This is a genomic window from Candidatus Kosakonia sp. 282A-S69 (assembly GCF_029433855.1).
In the GTDB taxonomy this organism is placed as follows: Bacteria; Pseudomonadota; Gammaproteobacteria; order Enterobacterales; family Enterobacteriaceae; genus Kosakonia; species Kosakonia cowanii_A.
Map to the genome: position 1 here is coordinate 1,585,351 of NZ_JAROAU010000003.1, position 16,221 is coordinate 1,601,571.

Below are 16,221 nucleotides of genomic sequence, written 5' to 3' on the forward strand. Positions count from 1 at the left end.
AGTGACATAAAAAAGCCGCCGGTTGTCGCCCGGCGGCTTTTATTTACTCCGGCGCGTTATTCGGCCGGGCTTTTCTCCGCTTTTCCGGCCAGTTGCGCGAGGAAGTCGTAACGTTTTTGCAGATCCGCCGCCGCCTCTTTCCACAACTGCTCAGCCACCTCCGGCTGCTGCGCATTCAGGCGTTTAAAGCGCTGCTCATTAAGCAGCGTCTCTGCCAGCGCATCAGAGGGTGGGCGGGAGTCGAGCGCCAGCGGAATTTTGCCCTCCGCTTCGCGACGTGGATCGAAGCGATAGAGTGGCCAGAAGCCGGTCGCGGTAAGCTGGCGCATCTGGTCGTGGCTCAACGCCAGATCGTAGCCATGCTCTTCACACGGGCTGTAGGCAATGATCAGCGACGGGCCAGGATAGGCCTCCGCTTCCTGAATCGCTTTCACCGTCTGGTTAAGCTGCGCGCCGAGGGAGATCTGCGCAACATAGACATGACCGTACATCATCATGCTGACGCCCAGATCTTTGCGCGCTTTTCGCTTACCATGCTCGCCGAACTTGGTGACCGCGCCAAGCGGGGTTGCTTTTGAAGCCTGGCCGCCCGTGTTGGAGTAACACTGGGTATCCAGCACCAGGATATTGACGTTCTCGGTCAGGCTCATCACATGATCCAGGCCGCCAAAGCCGATATCGTAGGCCCAGCCATCGCCGCCAATCAGCCAGATCGATTTCTCAACCAGCGCATCGGCATCAATCAGCAGCTGCTGTGCGCCTTCGACATTCGCCAGCGCACGGCGCAGGGCAGCCACCTGATCGCGGCGTATCTCTGGCGTGGCATCGGCTCGCAGAGCCGCAAGCAGGTCGGCGGGCAGCGCGTCAGCAAACTGCTCCACCAGACGCATAACACGCTGGCGATGCTGGTCGACGCTCAGGCGGAAGCCAAGCCCGAACTCGGCGTTATCTTCAAACAGCGAGTTGGCCCACGCCGGCCCGCGCCCGTTCGCATCGGTGGTGTAGGGGGTTGAGGGGAGGTTGCCGCCATAAATCGAGGAGCAGCCGGTGGCGTTAGCAATCATCATGCGGTCGCCATAGAGCTGGGTCAGCAGCTTAATGTAGGGCGTTTCGCCGCAGCCGGAGCAGGCACCAGAGTACTCAAACAGCGGCGAAATAAGCTGCGAGGTACGAATATCAATGCGCTCCAGCTGGCTGCGGTCAATCTCCGGCAGGTTGAGGAAGAAGTCATAATTCGCTTTCTCCTCTTCAACATGTTCAAGGCGCGACATCATATTGATCGCCTTAATTTCCGGATTCTGACGATCTTTCGCCGGGCAGACTTCAACGCAGAGGTTACAACCGGTGCAATCTTCCGGCGCCACCTGCAGAACATATTTCTGGCCGCGCATATCGCGCGCTTTTACATCCAGCGAATGCAGGCTTGCCGGCGCCTCCTCCATCGCCTGCGGCGGCACCACTTTAGCGCGGATCGCTGAGTGCGGGCAGGCGGCAACGCAGTGGTTGCACTGGGTACACAGCTCCTCTTTCCAGATCGGGATCGCCTCGGCAATGTTGCGCTTCTCCCAGCGCGTCGTGCCCACCGGCCAGGTGCCGTCCGGCGGCAGCGCAGAGACGGGCAGGGCGTCGCCAAGCCCTGCCAGCATCGCTGCCGTCACCGTTTTAACGAAGTCCGGCGCGCTGTCTGATACCACCGGCGGGCGATGTGCGCTTTGGCTGTCCACCTCCTGCAGCGGCACTTCGGCCAGCGATTCACGCGCCAGCGCCAGCGCCTGCCAGTTGCGCTCAACCAGCTCCTGGCCTTTGCTGCTGTAGCTTTTGGCAATCGCCCCCTGCAACGCCGTGATCGCGCTGTCGCCCGGCAGAATGGCGGTGAGGTGGAAAAAGGCCATCTGCATCACGGTGTTGATGCGTGCGCCCAGCCCGCATTCGCGGGCAATTTTTGCCGCGTTGACGACATAAAAGCGGGCGTTTTTCTGCCTGAGCACCGCCTGCACTTCCTGCGGCAGGCGCGCCCACACCTCATCACAACTATAAGGCGTGTTGAGCAGGAAAATCCCGCCCGGTTTCAGGCGCTCAGCCATCTGGTATTTGTCGATAAACTGCAGCTGGTGACAGCCGACAAAATCCGCCTGCGACACAAGGTAGGCCGAGTTGATCGGCTTTTCGCTGACGCGCAGGTGGGAAACCGTCAGGCCACCCGCTTTTTTAGAGTCATAGACAAAGTAACCCTGGGCGTACCACGGCGTCGCGTTACCAATGATCTTGATGTTGTTCTTGGTTGCCGAGACGCTGCCATCGCTGCCGAGCCCGTAAAAGAGCGCTTCCAGTTTGGCGTGCGTCGGCAGGGTATTTTCCGGCAGCGCTAAAGAGAGGTGGGTAACGTCATCATAAATGCCAACGGTGAAACGCGGCTTCGGTTTCTCAGCGCGCAACTCATTGAAGATGGCTAAGACACACTCCGGTCCGAACTCTTTCGACGACAGCCCATAGCGGCCGCCAATCACACGAGGCAAGGTTTCGCGTTCACCGCGATTAAATGCTTCAGCCAGAGCGGTCATCACATCGAGATAGAGCGGCTCCGCCTGCGCGCCCGGCTCTTTGGTGCGATCCAGCACCGCGACGTTACGTACGCTTTGCGGCAGCACCGCCAGCAGATGCATGGCGCTGAAAGGGCGGTAGAGCCGCACTTTCAGCACGCCTACTTTTTCGCCGCGCGTCAGCAACTCATCAATCACCTCTTCGCAGGTGCCAATCGCCGAACCCATCAGCACGATCACGCGTTCCGCCTGTGGGTGGCCATAGTACTCAAAGGGTTTGTAGTGGCGGCCGGTGGCGGCGGCAAAATCCTCCATCGCCTGCTCAACGTGATCGTAAACGGCGTTATACCAAGGATTTGTCGCTTCGCGGGACTGAAAATAGGTGTCAGGGTTCGCGGAAGTACCGCGTATCACCGGGTGTTCCGGGTTAAGGGCGCGCGCGCGATGCCGGGCAATCTCCTCCTCAGGCATCAGGGTGCGCAGAGTGTCATCTGACAGCGGCACGATTTTGTTAATTTCGTGCGAGGTACGAAAACCATCAAAGAAGTGAATAAATGGCACGCGGCTTTTCAGCGTAGCGATATGGGAGATAAGCGCAAAATCCTGGGCTTCCTGCACGCTGCTGGCGCAGAGCAGGGCGCAGCCGGTCTGGCGCACTGCCATCACATCGGAGTGGTCGCCAAAAATCGACAATGCATGGGTAGCGACGGTTCTTGCGGCAACGTGCAGCACTAAGGGGGTTAACTGCCCGGCCAGCTTATAGAGGGTCGGGATCATCAGCAGCAGACCCTGCGATGAGGTGAACGAGGTCGAGAGCGCGCCAGTCTGCAACGCCCCGTGAACAGCGGCAATGGCGCCCGCTTCTGACTGCATCTCTACCACGCGTGGCGTGTCGCCCCAGATATTTTTCAGGCCATTTCCTGCCCAGGCATCTGCCTGTTCAGCCATCGTTGAACTGGGAGTAATCGGGTAGATGGCGATAACTTCACTGGTGCGGTACGCAACGGATGCGACTGCACCATTACCGTCAATTGTGATCATAAGGCACCCTTACATTGCTCAAAAAAGGGGACGCGTTTTACGGCGACGAGTCCTGTAATTGTTAAGCAAGTATAAGACTTTTCTTTAATCCCCTGAACTTACATGGTCTTCGAGTGCACAAATTGATCCAGGCTGAGCAATAAAAAAGCGGAACATAATGTTCCGCTTTAGGCTGTTACCACCAGCTGCTGGCCTCTTTTTCTCTGGCTTTGCCTTCGCTTTGCATTAACGCTTTCCCCCCTGATGAGAGGTTACGCCGGGCGTCAGCTTCAGACTGAATGACATCCGTTTGCGCCGCTCGCTGTTTAAGCTCTTGCTCAACGAAATCCTTCTCCCGCTGCACCCGAGCTGATTTTGCCTGCAGTTCAAGACGGCGGTTTTCAATTTCAAGTGCGCGAAGTTGCTCCTCAAACTGCCGATCACGTTTTTTATCTGCGGCTATTTCTGCTTCACGCTTCGCCTGTCTGGCATTAATAGCCGCACGCTGAGCTTCAGCAGCAGCTCTCTTTTTCTTCCGGTGCTGGCGTCTTTTTTCTCGCCAGTACTCCTTTTCCTGCTGCGCCTGCATTTCGCCTTCGCGTTCAGCAGTAGCCACGGCCTTTAATTGCTCCTGAAGCGTTGCGGCGCAGAGATAAACAGGCTGAAAAGTTACGGCCGCCAAAAAAACACATAAAGCTGCGCGTTTCATTTGTGACCTTTTATTTCTTCTCAGGGCAGGTTGCGTTGGGCTGAATACGCGTCTCGTCTTTGCCCATAGAGATAATTACCGCAAGACCCGGGGTAAACATGCAGCTTTTCCCTACCTGGGTGGAGGAGAATACGTGTTTACCCTCTTTGTAGCTTAAGGTAACAGCTTCAACCAGAACCTTATCTTTGACGAGAGAGCCTGCCGCCGCACCGATTGCGCCGCCGCCCACGCCACCGCCTACGGTGTTCAGCGCAGAACCACTCTCGATATTGTGCCCGGCAACGCCACCGGCAACCGCGCCCAGCACGGCACCAAATGTCTGCGCGGCTTTTTTATTCTCACTATTATCCACCGCAACTTTGGCTGGCAGGACAGATAAAATCGTGACGGTTTTCGTTTTTTGTTTGGCATTAACCTGGCCAGCACTGTAAACATCTGCCGCCAAATAATCAGCATTTGATTTGCAGCCCATTAACGAAAAAAAGGAGAGAAGAGTTGCTGCACAAAACGATTTTTTAAATAACATAGCGTTAACCATTTTTTAATTAAGAGAAAAATCTGTGCGCGATATTACGGGAGCGTGTAATTATTTTTCAGTTACTTTTGGAAATATTTAGATCTGTTTGGATGAAAAATGGTGTAAATATAATTCGCGTATATTTATTAAAAGCCAAACATATAAAAAAGAAATAAAAGTGACCGCAGCTATTTAAAAAAATGCGCTAAACAGTCTCGCTTGATCGAGGGTGCAATCCTTTATCCCGTTCACCGCCGCGAACGACCCGTGTGGTGGATGAGTTCGCTTCATAATTAAAAAAATCGCAAAAAAGTGTTTCATCGCACCACAAAGATGAGTTTCAGCCCTCGACGTATTGCGCCTGGCTGCCTATGATGCTTGGGTTTCGCTTTTTTGATGGGGGAGAGTAAGAGATGCGTTCAGCATTATGGATTGGGTGTGCCGCACTGTTATTGTCAGCCTGCAGCAGTGAACCTGTTCAGCAGGCGACCGCCGCGCACGTTGCGCCAGGGTTAAAAGCGGCGATGTCAAACAGTGGGCAGGCCAACTGCGCAATGATCGGCGGCGCAATGTCCGTCGCGCGCCAGCTTGATGGGTCAATGACAGGGATGTGTGCACTGCCAAATGGCAAACGCTGCAGCGAGCAGTCGCTTGCCACCGGCAGTTGCGGAAGTTACTGAGCGTTCGCGGCGCGGGTGTAAATCAGGGTCTGCGTCGCGGTGGTCAGCGTCAGCTGATTCCCTGTCAGATCAACCTGCGCGCCCTCGGCGAGCATCGCATTAATGGTGTGATCCAGTTCATTACGCTGCGCGTCCGGGCACATCATCATCGTCATCGCCAGATGCTTCACGGTTAACGCGCCTTCAGAGAGCTTGCCCTGACCGGTAAAACCGTTACACATTTTGCCGGATACGCGCAGATCTTTATCAAAGCGGATCTCCGGTTTCGGCTCGTCTGGCGCAATGCTTTTGCCATTATATGTAGTCAATACAAAGCGCTGATTTTCCAGTTGTTCTGGTTTCAGCTGTACGGCGCGGGAACTGACGCAGCCAGCAAGCACTGCGCTCAACGCGACCAAAGCGATCAATTTTTTCATCTTTTCCTCTGGGTTCGTTCCATCAAAACGGTGGGAATTGTACCCGGTCGAACAGCCATGTCACCGGGGTTACTCTTAAAACGCGCCCCGACGGCGGGGCGCGAGTCTCAGGTCAGCGCGTTCGGGCAGCTTTCGCCGTCATGCAGCTGACGTAAATTTTCAAGCGTCGTTTCCGAAATAGAGGTCAACGCTTCGGCGGTCAGGAAGGCCTGATGGCCGGTAAACAAAACGTTGTGGCAGGCAGACAACCGGCGGAAGACATCGTCCTGAATCACATCATTGGATTTATCTTCAAAGAAGAGATCGCGCTCGTTTTCATAAACATCCATCCCCAGTGCGCCAATCTTCTGCGTCTTTAAGGCTTCAATCGCGGCCTGGGAATCAACCAACCCGCCGCGGCTGGTATTGATGATCATCACGCCATTTTTCATCTGCTCAAACGCGCTCTGGTTGAGCAGATGGAAGTTCTCCGGGGTCAGCGGGCAGTGCAGTGAGATGACATCCGACTGCGAAAATAGCGTTTGCAGGTCGACATACTCGACGCCCATATCCAGCGCCGCTGCGCTCGGGTAAGGATCAAACGCCAGCAGACGCATACCGAAACCTTTCAGAATACGCAGGGCGGCAATGCCGATTTTTCCGGTGCCAATCACGCCCGCGGTTTTGCCATACATGGTGAAACCGGTCAGCCCCTCCAGCGAGAAGTTGGCATCGCGGGTGCGCTGATAAGCGCGATGAATGCGGCGATTGAGGGTCATCATCATGCCGACAGCGTGCTCGGCCACCGCTTCCGGCGAATAGGCCGGTACGCGCACCACGCTCAGCCCCAGCTCTTTCGCCGCATCCAGATCGACGTTATTAAAGCCTGCGCAGCGCAGGGCGATAAACTTCACGCCGAGCTTTTTCAGCTCCTCCAGCACCGGGCGGCTGCCGTCGTCGTTGACGAATATACAGACACCTTCGCAGCCATGAGCGGTTTTGGCGGTCTTTTCCGTTAACAGAAAGTCGAAAAATTCAAGATCGTAGCCATAAAGCTCGTTAACCTGCTGCAAATACTTTTTATCGTATTGCTTTGTGCTGTATATCGCGATTTTCATAAGACTTTTCTCCAATGATTTTCTGCCTCTATTATCACGTTTTAAAATTATTAAGTAAATGCTCAAATATTGTTTAGAAACAGAGAGAAGGTGAATGCTTCTACGTTGAGTATATCTCTATCCCGGGAAGAGAGAGGGGCGGCTGATCGCTTGCACGCCCATTAGGGGAAACGCAGCGGCCGGTCTATGATTAACGAGGCGTATGCGTTCAATATCGCGCCGCGACGTGGCACAATAGCCGCCAGTTTCGCCTCAATTAGATGCAAAATCAGGATATTAGCTGCCCATGAAGGGTAAATACAAGGCCGCCATCGCGCTGGTACTACTGTTCATACTGCTGCCGCTCACGCTGCTGCTGACGCTGGCGCAGTGGGTGCCGACGCTGGTTGGCGTCTGGTTGCCCGCAGGCACACGCATCGCTATGAGCGAAAGCCCGCGCCTCACGCTCCACTCCCTGCACATTCCCGATTTACGCTACATTGCGGGTGAGTGCACCCTCGCCGAGCTCCGTCATGCCCGGCTGACCCACCCCAGCCGCTGGCAGCTGCATATTGACTCGCTTGAGATCAATACCGCCTGCCTGAATAAACTCAGCAACAATGAAGAAGAGCGCAGTGCGCCGCGCTCGCTGGCAGAGTGGCAGTCGCTGCTGCCTTATAGCTGGGTGACCGTCGATCGCCTGACAGTCACGCCATGGAAAACGTGGCAGGGCAAACTCTCTCTGGCGCTGACGCCGCAGGTGCAGAGGCTCGATTATCAGGGCGATCGCGTTGAACTCAGCGCGCGTCTGCAGGGCCAGAAGCTGGACGTCAAGCGCATGGCGCTGCGGCTGTTTAACGATCAGCCGCCGTTTACCCTTGGGGGCAACTTTACGCTGCCCAACGATCCGGCGGGCATACCGGTGAGCGGGCATATGGAGAGCACCTTAACCCTGCCGCAGCCTCCACACACTCTTGATGTCGATCTCGACTGGCGCGATAAGCAGGGGCAGCTGATTGTGATGGCGCGCGGCGAAGGGGAGCCGCTGCTGGATCTGCCATGGCAGGTGAGTGAACAGCGCTTCGCCATCAGTGACGGGCGCTGGAACTGGCCCTATCAGGGTTTTCCGCTCAGCGGGCGCGTGGGCGTTAATATCGACAACTGGCAGGCCGGGCTTGAGAATGCGCAAGTCAGTGGCCGGTTAAATGTCTTAACCCAGGGCGACGCGGGTAAAGGCAACGCTGTGCTCAACTTTGGCCCTGGCCGCCTCAGCCCCGGCAACAACGATCTGCCGCTGCAGCTGACCGGCGAGGCAAAGCAGGGCGATTTGATTTTCTATGCCGTGCTCCCTGGTCGCCTCAGCGGCAGTCTCGAAGAGCCACGGCTCGCCTTCAGCCCCGGCGCGCTGCTGCGCTCCAGAGGCCGCATTATTGATTCGCTCAATATTGATGAGGTGCGCTGGCCGCTGGCCGGTGTCAGCCTGACGCAGCACGGTATCGACGGGCGGTTGCAGGCCATTCTGCGCGCCCATGAGAATGCGCTTGGCGATTTCACGCTGCATCTCGACGGCCGCGCCGAGAATTTCCTGCCCGATAATGGGCTATGGCGCTGGCGCTACTGGGGCGATGGTCATTTCACGCCGATGCACGCCCGCTGGGATGTCGCCGGGCGCGGCGAGTGGCGCGATAAGGCCATCACTTTAACGGCACTCTCTACCGGCTTTGATCAGTTGCAGTATGGTGCCATGCAGATGAGCGCGCCGAGGCTGGTGCTGGATAAACCGGTGCGCTGGCTGCGTGATACGGCAAAACCGCATTTTACCGGCGCTCTGACGCTGGAAGCCGGTAAAACCACCTTCAGCAGCGGCAGCGTTTTGCCGCCTTCAACCCTGCATTTCAGCGTCGACGGCCCGGAACCGACGCGCTTTCAGTTTAAAGGCGCGCTTAACGCCGAAGCGATTGGCCCGGTGCAGATCAATGGTCGCTGGGACGGGGAGCGCCTGCGCGGCCAGGCGTGGTGGCCGCAGCAATCCCTGACGGTGTTCCAGCCGCTGGTGCCGCCAGAGTGGAAAATGAATCTGCTCGACGGCTCGCTCTATGCGCAGGTCGCCTTTTCCGCCGCGGCGGATCAGGGCTTTGAAGCGGGCGGTCACGGAGTGTTGAAAAACGGCAGCGTCTGGACGCCGGATAACGAGATCCGTGGCATCGACTTCGTGCTGCCGTTCCGCTATCGCAATGCCACCTGGCAACTGGGCACGCGCCATCCGGTGTCGCTGCGTATTGGTGAAGTGGTCAATCAGGTCACGGCAAAAAATATTACCGCCGATTTACAGGGGGCGTGGCCCTACAGCGAGCAAGACCCGCTGACCCTCAGCGATGTCAGCGTCGATGTGCTGGGCGGCAAAGTCACCCTGCAGCAGCTTCGTCTGCCCCAGCATGACGCGGCGCTGCTGCGCCTGAGTCATATTGAAGCGAGTGAAGTGATAAGTGCGGTGAACCCGAAGCAATTCGCGCTCTCCGGCCCGGTTGATGGTGCGCTGCCGCTGTGGCTCGATAATCCACGCTGGATTATCAAAGATGGCTGGCTGCACAACCCGGGGCCAATGACGCTGCGGCTCGATAAAAACACCGCCGACGCCATCGTTAACGATCATATGGCGGCGGGCGCGGCGATTAACTGGCTGCGCTATATGGAAATTTCGCGCTCATGGACGACGATCGATGTCGATAATCTGGGGCAGTTAACTCTGCGCGCCAAACTCTCGGGCACCAGTTATGCCGAAGGGAAAAGCGGGCGTGTTAATCTCAACTATACCCATCAGGAAAATCTGTTCACGCTATGGCGTAGTCTGCGTTTTGCTGACAATTTACAGTCATGGCTTGAGCAACATGCGGCGTTGCCCGATACGCGCTGCAAAAAGGGCACGTCGTGCGAGGAAAAGAGATGAGAACCCTGAAAATCGTGCCAGGCCTGCTGGCAGTCATGCTGCTTGTCGGCTGTACGCCGCGGATAGAAGTGGCGGCGCCAAAAGAGCCGATCACCATCAATATGAACGTCAAAATTGAGCATGAGATCCATATCAAAGTTGATAAAGATGTGGAGAGCCTGCTGAAATCCCGTAGCGATCTCTTCTGAGGCGATGATGAAAAAACGAGTCATAAGCGCGCTGCTCGCGCTAAGCCTGGTAAGCGGCATCGCCCAGGCGCTCACGCTGGATGAAGCCCGTAGCCAGGGCCGCGTCGGCGAAACGCTGAACGGCTATATTGCGCCGCTGCGCCAGGATCAAGAGACGCTGGCACTGGTTGAGCGCATCAATAAAGCGCGTACTGAGAGCTATCAGCAGCTGGCCGATCGTAACAATATTCCGGTTGATGATGTCGCCAGGATGGCCGGACAGAAGCTGGTTGAGCGGGCGAAGCCCGGTGAATATGTGCGTGGAATTAATGGTAAGTGGTTGCGTAAGCAGTGAAATTAGCGTGATGAAACCTCTGAAAAGCGCGGGCAACCGCCCCGCGTTTCACTATCATCAACGGGTGCTTTCGCCTGGAGTTGATGCTTATGTACGCCTACAAAAAAACCACCCCGCGCATGGCTTCCTTTCAGCAACAGCCGGAAGAGGATGTGCCAGCCAGAAAACACTCTGCGCTCCGTCGGGGATTTCAACGCATTATCTCGCCCTTCAGACGTCACTCTGCTCAGACCGCGGGCGGAACAGAACCAGACGCCTTCGAGCGTTACCGTAAATCGGAAAACCTCATCGCCACCGGCTCCATTGGCAGCGTTTATCACTATGACGATAAGTATGTGATGAAGGATTACAGCGCAGTTATCGATCCCGAGCACAAGGGACGGTTGCACAGCGCGATGAACAATGCGGCGGCTTTTAATCGTCTTTACGGTGCAGGCAGTGCAAACATAATGATGAGAAAGACGGCAAATCCTCTGCAGAAAGCGGTCTCGGTGAAACTCAGAAGAATCAGCGGAGTGTCGCTGGCGGAGATTCTCGCGCAGGGGGAGATCGGACTTGCAGAAAAAGCCGCGGCCAGCTACGCAAAGGGCGACGTCGCCACGCAATTAGCGAAAAAACTCGAACTTGCCGGGGTCGATCATAACGACATTAATCTCGGCAATATTCTCTACGATCCGCAAACAGATAGCTTTAACCTGATCGATTTTGACGACTCACACCTCAACCCGCCTGGCTTGCCGTTGAATGAGTTTATGGTGGAGGATCTGGTGCGCAAAATTAACTACTACTTCAGAACGTTTGTACGCGAGGTCAATGCGCTAAAACTGGCTAAATACCTCCCTTCCACAGAGGGAAGAGAGGGGTAATGCTTACGCGGCGACGATGCTATCGATAGCCGCTTTCGCGTCATCCTGCGCTTTTGCCGCCACTTCCGGGCCGTAGGCGATGCCTTCAGCGAAGACGAAGTTGACGTCGGTGATACCGATAAAACCGAGGAACAGTGTCAGGTAGGGTGCAACCAGGTCAGACGGGGTATCTTTATGAATACCGCCGCGGCTGGAGACGATCACCGCACGTTTGCCGGTCACCAGACCTTCCGGGCCATTTTCGGTGTAACGGAACGTCACGCCCGCACGCGCCACCAGGTCAAAGTAGTTTTTCAGCTGCGTCGGGATGTTGAAGTTGTACATCGGGGCGTTGATGACAATCACATCATGCGCCTGCAGTTCAGCAATCAGTTCATCAGAGAGCGACAGCGCTTCCTGCTGACGCGGTGTCAGCGGCGCATCGCTCGGGCGCAGCGCGCCGACTAACTCACCGTCCAGCACCGGAATCGGGTTTGCGGCCAGATCGCGCACGGTGATCTCATCATCGGCGTGCTTTGCGCGCCACTGGTCAACGAAGTAATCAGAGAGCTGCGAAGATTGAGAATACCCTGCCAGAATGCTGGATTTAAGAACTAATACTTTACCCATTGGGTGGTTTCCTTTGTTGTATTGACGCTGGGTTGCCCCCGTGAATTCGTCACACTCTATTCACAATCTGTGATCATGAATAGCGCAATATATCGAAGCCCATGTTCGAATTTCTTGAACAAGAAATGGGATGTAGCGATGTGCTATTCTACGCACATTGCAAACTGATCCAGTTTCCCGGCAGTGCTCTGCCCGATAACTCTATGACTGAACAACAAAAATTGACTATTAACGATCTCTACGCGCAGCTCGACACGCTGATGCTGCGCGATAAACAGCGCTTCGCCCGCCGTCTGCAGGGCAGCAAGAAAGTTAAAAATCCTGAATCTCACCAGGCTTTATTACAACAGATCGGCGAAGAGGTCGCACAGGCGGCGGCGAAAGTGGCGCAGCGCGAGGCGTCTCGCCCGGTCATCGACTACCCGGAAAACTTGCCGGTCAGCCAGAAGAAGCAGGCGATCCTCGACGCGGTGCGCGATAACCAGGTGGTGATTGTCGCGGGTGAAACCGGCTCCGGTAAAACCACGCAGCTGCCGAAAATCTGCATGGAGCTGGGGCGTGGAATTAAAGGGCTGATTGGCCATACGCAGCCGCGTCGCCTGGCGGCGCGTACCGTGGCGAACCGTATTGCCGAAGAACTGAAGACTGAGCCGGGCGGCTGCGTCGGCTATAAAGTCCGCTTTAACGATCACGTCAGCGACAACACCCTCGTTAAGCTGATGACGGACGGCATTCTGCTGGCAGAGATTCAGCAGGATCGGCTGCTGATGCAGTACGACACCATCATCATCGATGAGGCGCACGAACGCAGCCTTAACATCGATTTTCTGCTCGGGTATCTGCGCGAGCTGCTGCCGCGCCGCCCGGATCTGAAGATCATTATCACCTCGGCGACCATCGATCCTGAGCGCTTCTCGCGCCACTTTAACAATGCGCCGATTATTGAAGTCTCCGGGCGCACCTACCCGGTGGAAGTGCGCTATCGCCCGATTGTTGAAGAGGCGGATGACACCGAGCGCGACCAGTTGCAGGCTATTTTCGACGCCGTGGATGAGTTAGGCCGGGAAAGCGCTGGCGATATTCTGATCTTTATGAGCGGCGAGCGAGAAATCCGCGATACGGCGGATGCGTTAAGTAAACGCGATCTGCGCCACACGGAAATTTTGCCGCTCTACGCGCGCCTCTCCAACAGCGAGCAGAACCGCGTCTTCCAGCCGCACAGCGGGCGGCGGATTGTGCTGGCGACCAACGTGGCGGAAACCTCGCTCACCGTGCCAGGCATTAAATATGTGATCGATCCAGGTACGGCGCGCATCAGCCGCTACAGCTACCGCACCAAAGTGCAGCGGCTGCCGATTGAGCCAGTCTCACAGGCCTCCGCCAACCAGCGTAAAGGGCGCTGCGGTCGTGTCTCGGAGGGGATCTGTATCCGTCTCTATTCGGAAGATGATTTCCTCTCGCGACCGGAGTTTACCGATCCGGAGATCCTGCGTACCAACCTGGCGTCGGTTATTTTGCAGATGACCGCGCTGGGGCTGGGCGATATCGCCGCCTTCCCGTTTGTTGAAGCGCCGGATAAACGCAATATTCAGGATGGTGTTCGCCTGCTGGAGGAGCTGGGCGCGATTGCCACCGACGAGCAGCAGACCGCCTATAAACTGACACCGCTCGGCCGCCAGCTGTCGCAGTTGCCGGTCGATCCGCGTCTGGCGCGCATGGTGCTGGAAGCGCAGAAGCATGGCTGCGTGCGTGAAGCGATGATCATTACTTCGGCGCTGTCGATTCAGGACCCGCGCGAGCGGCCGCTGGATAAGAAACAGGCCTCGGATGAGAAGCATCAGCGCTTCCACGACAAGGAGTCCGACTTCCTCGCCTTTGTCAACCTGTGGAACTACCTCGGCGAGCAGCAGAAAGCGCTCTCCTCGAACCAGTTCCGCCGCCAGTGCCGCGTCGATTACCTCAACTACCTGCGCGTGCGCGAATGGCAGGATATCTACACCCAGCTGCGCCAGGTGGTAAAAGAGTTGGGCATCCCGGTGAACAGTGAACCGGCAGAATATCGCGAAATTCATATTGCGCTGCTTACCGGGCTGTTGTCGCATATCGGTATGAAAGATGCCGACAAGCAGGAGTTTACCGGCGCGCGCAACGCCCGTTTCGCCATCTTCCCCGGCTCCGGTTTGTTCAGAAAGCCACCGAAGTGGACGATGGTGGCCGAACTGGTGGAGACCAGCCGCCTGTGGGGACGCATTGCCGCACGCATCGATCCCGAGTGGGTCGAGCCGGTCGCGCAGCATCTGATTAAACGCTCCTGGAGCGAGCCGCACTGGGAGCGCTCGCAGGGCGCGGTGATGGCAATGGAGAAAGTGACGCTTTATGGTTTGCCGATTGTCGCCGCGCGTAAGGTCAACTACAGCCAGATCGATCCGGCGCTGTGCCGCGAGCTTTTTATCCGCCACGCGCTGGTAGAGGGAGACTGGCAAACCCGCCATGCCTTCTTCCTCGACAACCTGAAGCTGCGCGCCGAAGTCGAGGAGCTGGAGCATAAATCCCGCCGCCGCGACATTCTGGTGGATGATGAGACGCTATTTGAGTTTTACGATCAGCGCATCAGTCATGAGGTGATTTCCGCCCGCCACTTCGACAGCTGGTGGAAGAGGGCGAGCCGTGAGACACCGGATCTGCTCAATTTTGAAAAGAGCATGCTGATCAAAGAGGGGGCGGAAAATGTCAGCAAGCTTGATTACCCGAACTTCTGGCATCAGGGCAACCTTAAGCTGCGCCTGAGCTATCAGTTTGAGCCGGGCGCGGATGCCGACGGCGTGACGGTGCATATTCCGCTGCCGCTGCTCAACCAGGTGGAGGAGAGCGGTTTCGAGTGGCAGATCCCCGGCCTGCGCCGCGAGCTGGTGATTGCGCTGATCAAATCGTTGCCGAAACCGACGCGCCGCAACTTTGTCCCGGCGCCGAACTATGCCGAAGCGTTTCTTGGCCGTGTAACGCCGCTGGAGATGCCGCTGCTCGACGCACTGGAGCGCGAACTGCGCCGTATGACGGGCGTAACCGTCGACCGCGACGACTGGCACTGGGAGCAGGTGCCCGATCACCTGAAAATTACCTTCCGCGTGGTGGATGATAAAAATAAGAAGCTGCTTGAAGGCCGCTCCCTGAGCGAGCTGAAAGAGCAGCTGAAGGGCAAAGTGCAGGAGACGCTGTCGGCAGTCGCCGATGACGGTATTGAGCAGAGCGGGCTGCATATCTGGAGCTTTGGTCAACTGCCGGAAAGCTACGAGCAGAAGCGCGGCAACTACAAAGTGAAAGCGTGGCCAGCGCTGGTCGATGAGCGCGACAGTGTGGCGATCAAGCTGTTTGATAACCCGCAGGAGCAGCAAAATGCGATGTGGGCCGGTATTCGCCGCCTGCTGCTGCTGAACATTCCGTCGCCGATTAAGTATCTGCATGAGAAGCTGCCGAACAAAGCCAAACTGGGGCTCTACTTCAACCCTTACGGCAAAGTGCTGGAGCTGATTGACGACTGCATTGCCTGCGGCATCGATAAGTTAATTGATGAGGCGGGCGGCCTGGTGTGGACGGAGGAGGGCTTTGCCGCGCTGCATGAGAAAGTGCGTGCCGAGCTTAACGACACGGTGGTGGAGATCGCCAAACAGGTGGAGCAGATCCTGACGGCAGTGTTCAACATCAACAAGCGTCTGAAAGGGCGAGTGGATATGACCATGGCGCTGGGGTTATCGGATATCAAAGCGCAGATGAGCGGGCTGGTCTATCGCGGCTTCGTCACCGGCAACGGCTTCCGCCGCCTGGGCGATACGCTGCGTTACCTGCAGGCGATTGAAAAACGCCTGGAGAAGCTGGCGGTCGACCCGCACCGCGATCGCGCGCAGATGCTGAAAGTGGAGCAGGTGCAGCAGGCATGGCAGCAGTGGCTTAACAAGCTGCCGCCCGCGCGACGTGATGATGAAGAGGTGAAGGCAATCCGCTGGATGATCGAGGAGCTGCGCGTCAGCTTCTTCGCCCAGCAGCTCGGCACGCCGTATCCCATCTCTGACAAACGTATCCTGCAAGCGATGGAACAGCTCAGCGCATAAAGCCTTTGCAGGCCGGATAAGGCGACAGCCGCCATCCGGCGGTTAACCGCGGATTACCAGAACGGAATAGCTCACCATCCGCAGAGAGTGCCGGATGGCGCTACGCTTATCCGGCCTACGGTATCGAATTTACCCGCACGCGATGGGGTTGTAGGCCGGATAAGGCGACAGCCGCCATCCGGCGGTTGATCGCGGATTACCAGAACGGAATAG

Annotated in this window: 12 protein-coding genes; 6 read left to right on the forward strand and 6 right to left on the reverse strand. The window is 56.8% G+C overall.

Features of this window, described 5'->3' with window-relative positions; translation table 11 throughout:
* Positions 1-56 precede the first annotated feature (56 nt).
* From nifJ to PU683_RS13215, 3 genes are all read right to left on the reverse strand, one after another.
* Positions 57-3,581 carry a pyruvate:ferredoxin (flavodoxin) oxidoreductase gene (gene nifJ, locus PU683_RS13205; protein WP_277172134.1) on the reverse strand — a complete coding sequence of 1,175 codons (3,525 nt, stop codon included), beginning with the start codon at positions 3,579-3,581 and terminating at the stop codon, positions 57-59.
* 175 nt (positions 3,582-3,756) lie between these two features.
* Positions 3,757-4,269, reverse strand: a complete 513-nt coding sequence (locus PU683_RS13210; protein ID WP_277172136.1) for a DUF5384 family protein — start codon at positions 4,267-4,269, stop codon at positions 3,757-3,759.
* Positions 4,270-4,279: 10 nt separating this feature from the next.
* Entirely contained in the window at positions 4,280-4,795 is a 516-nt protein-coding gene (locus PU683_RS13215; protein ID WP_277172138.1) for an outer membrane lipoprotein, read from the reverse strand.
* A gap of 404 nt (positions 4,796-5,199) precedes the next feature.
* Here PU683_RS13215 and PU683_RS13220 point away from each other — a divergent pair, with 404 nt between their 5' ends.
* A complete protein-coding gene (locus PU683_RS13220; protein ID WP_277172140.1) occupies positions 5,200-5,466 on the forward strand; it encodes a putative hemolysin in 267 nt (88 codons plus the stop codon).
* Here the strand turns inward: PU683_RS13220 and hslJ are convergent.
* Complete coding sequence (gene hslJ, locus PU683_RS13225) at positions 5,460-5,882, reverse strand: heat shock protein HslJ (protein WP_277172142.1); 423 nt, start codon at positions 5,880-5,882, stop codon at positions 5,460-5,462. The two genes, PU683_RS13220 and hslJ, sit on opposite strands and share 7 nt — an antisense overlap.
* Before the next feature lie 107 nt (positions 5,883-5,989).
* Positions 5,990-6,979, reverse strand: coding sequence for a 2-hydroxyacid dehydrogenase (locus tag PU683_RS13230; protein WP_277172144.1), 990 nt, complete (start codon positions 6,977-6,979; stop codon positions 5,990-5,992).
* Between the two features lie 286 nt (positions 6,980-7,265).
* On the opposite strand from PU683_RS13230, the gene PU683_RS13235 reads away from it, so the two are divergent.
* The 4 genes from PU683_RS13235 (at position 7,266) to PU683_RS13250 (ending at position 11,293) form a co-directional block, all read left to right on the forward strand.
* Complete coding sequence (locus PU683_RS13235) at positions 7,266-9,905, forward strand: YdbH family protein (RefSeq protein WP_277172146.1); 2,640 nt, start codon at positions 7,266-7,268, stop codon at positions 9,903-9,905.
* Positions 9,902-10,093, forward strand: coding sequence for a YnbE family lipoprotein (locus PU683_RS13240; RefSeq protein ID WP_277172148.1), 192 nt, complete (start codon positions 9,902-9,904; stop codon positions 10,091-10,093). Before PU683_RS13235 ends, PU683_RS13240 begins: the two co-directional genes overlap by 4 nt.
* Before the next feature lie 7 nt (positions 10,094-10,100).
* Positions 10,101-10,427 (forward strand): YdbL family probable chaperone protein, encoded by a 327-nt coding sequence (locus PU683_RS13245; RefSeq protein ID WP_277174292.1) that lies wholly within the window; start codon positions 10,101-10,103, stop codon positions 10,425-10,427.
* Between the two features lie 89 nt (positions 10,428-10,516).
* The gene (locus PU683_RS13250; protein WP_277172150.1) at positions 10,517-11,293 is read left to right on the forward strand and encodes an OspG family effector kinase; all 777 of its coding nucleotides are present in this window, start codon (positions 10,517-10,519) and stop codon (positions 11,291-11,293) included.
* A 3-nt stretch (positions 11,294-11,296) separates the two neighbouring features.
* Here PU683_RS13250 and azoR read toward each other — a convergent pair whose 3' ends face one another.
* On the reverse strand, positions 11,297-11,902 hold the full coding sequence (gene azoR / locus PU683_RS13255) for an FMN-dependent NADH-azoreductase (RefSeq protein ID WP_277172151.1): 606 nt from the start codon (positions 11,900-11,902) through the stop codon (positions 11,297-11,299).
* Positions 11,903-12,105: 203 nt separating this feature from the next.
* Between azoR and hrpA the strand changes: the two genes are divergently transcribed.
* Positions 12,106-16,008 (forward strand): ATP-dependent RNA helicase HrpA, encoded by a 3,903-nt coding sequence (hrpA, locus tag PU683_RS13260; protein ID WP_277172153.1) that lies wholly within the window; start codon positions 12,106-12,108, stop codon positions 16,006-16,008.
* Positions 16,009-16,221: the final 213 nt, after the last annotated feature.

What these genes read in the sequence shown, in the direction of transcription:
- nifJ (WP_277172134.1), bottom strand. Translation starts at nt 3,581, where the DNA reads ATGATCACAATTGACGGTAATGGTGCAGTCGCATCCGTTGCGTACCGC.
- PU683_RS13220 (WP_277172140.1), top strand. Translation starts at nt 5,200, where the DNA reads ATGCGTTCAGCATTATGGATTGGGTGTGCCGCACTGTTATTGTCAGCC.
- PU683_RS13245 (WP_277174292.1), top strand. Translation starts at nt 10,101, where the DNA reads ATGAAAAAACGAGTCATAAGCGCGCTGCTCGCGCTAAGCCTGGTAAGC.
- PU683_RS13230 (WP_277172144.1), bottom strand. Translation starts at nt 6,979, where the DNA reads ATGAAAATCGCGATATACAGCACAAAGCAATACGATAAAAAGTATTTG.
- PU683_RS13250 (WP_277172150.1), top strand. Translation starts at nt 10,517, where the DNA reads ATGTACGCCTACAAAAAAACCACCCCGCGCATGGCTTCCTTTCAGCAA.
- PU683_RS13240 (WP_277172148.1), top strand. Translation starts at nt 9,902, where the DNA reads ATGAGAACCCTGAAAATCGTGCCAGGCCTGCTGGCAGTCATGCTGCTT.
- hrpA (WP_277172153.1), top strand. Translation starts at nt 12,106, where the DNA reads ATGACTGAACAACAAAAATTGACTATTAACGATCTCTACGCGCAGCTC.
- PU683_RS13215 (WP_277172138.1), bottom strand. Translation starts at nt 4,795, where the DNA reads ATGTTATTTAAAAAATCGTTTTGTGCAGCAACTCTTCTCTCCTTTTTT.
- azoR (WP_277172151.1), bottom strand. Translation starts at nt 11,902, where the DNA reads ATGGGTAAAGTATTAGTTCTTAAATCCAGCATTCTGGCAGGGTATTCT.
- hslJ (WP_277172142.1), bottom strand. Translation starts at nt 5,882, where the DNA reads ATGAAAAAATTGATCGCTTTGGTCGCGTTGAGCGCAGTGCTTGCTGGC.
- PU683_RS13235 (WP_277172146.1), top strand. Translation starts at nt 7,266, where the DNA reads ATGAAGGGTAAATACAAGGCCGCCATCGCGCTGGTACTACTGTTCATA.
- PU683_RS13210 (WP_277172136.1), bottom strand. Translation starts at nt 4,269, where the DNA reads ATGAAACGCGCAGCTTTATGTGTTTTTTTGGCGGCCGTAACTTTTCAG.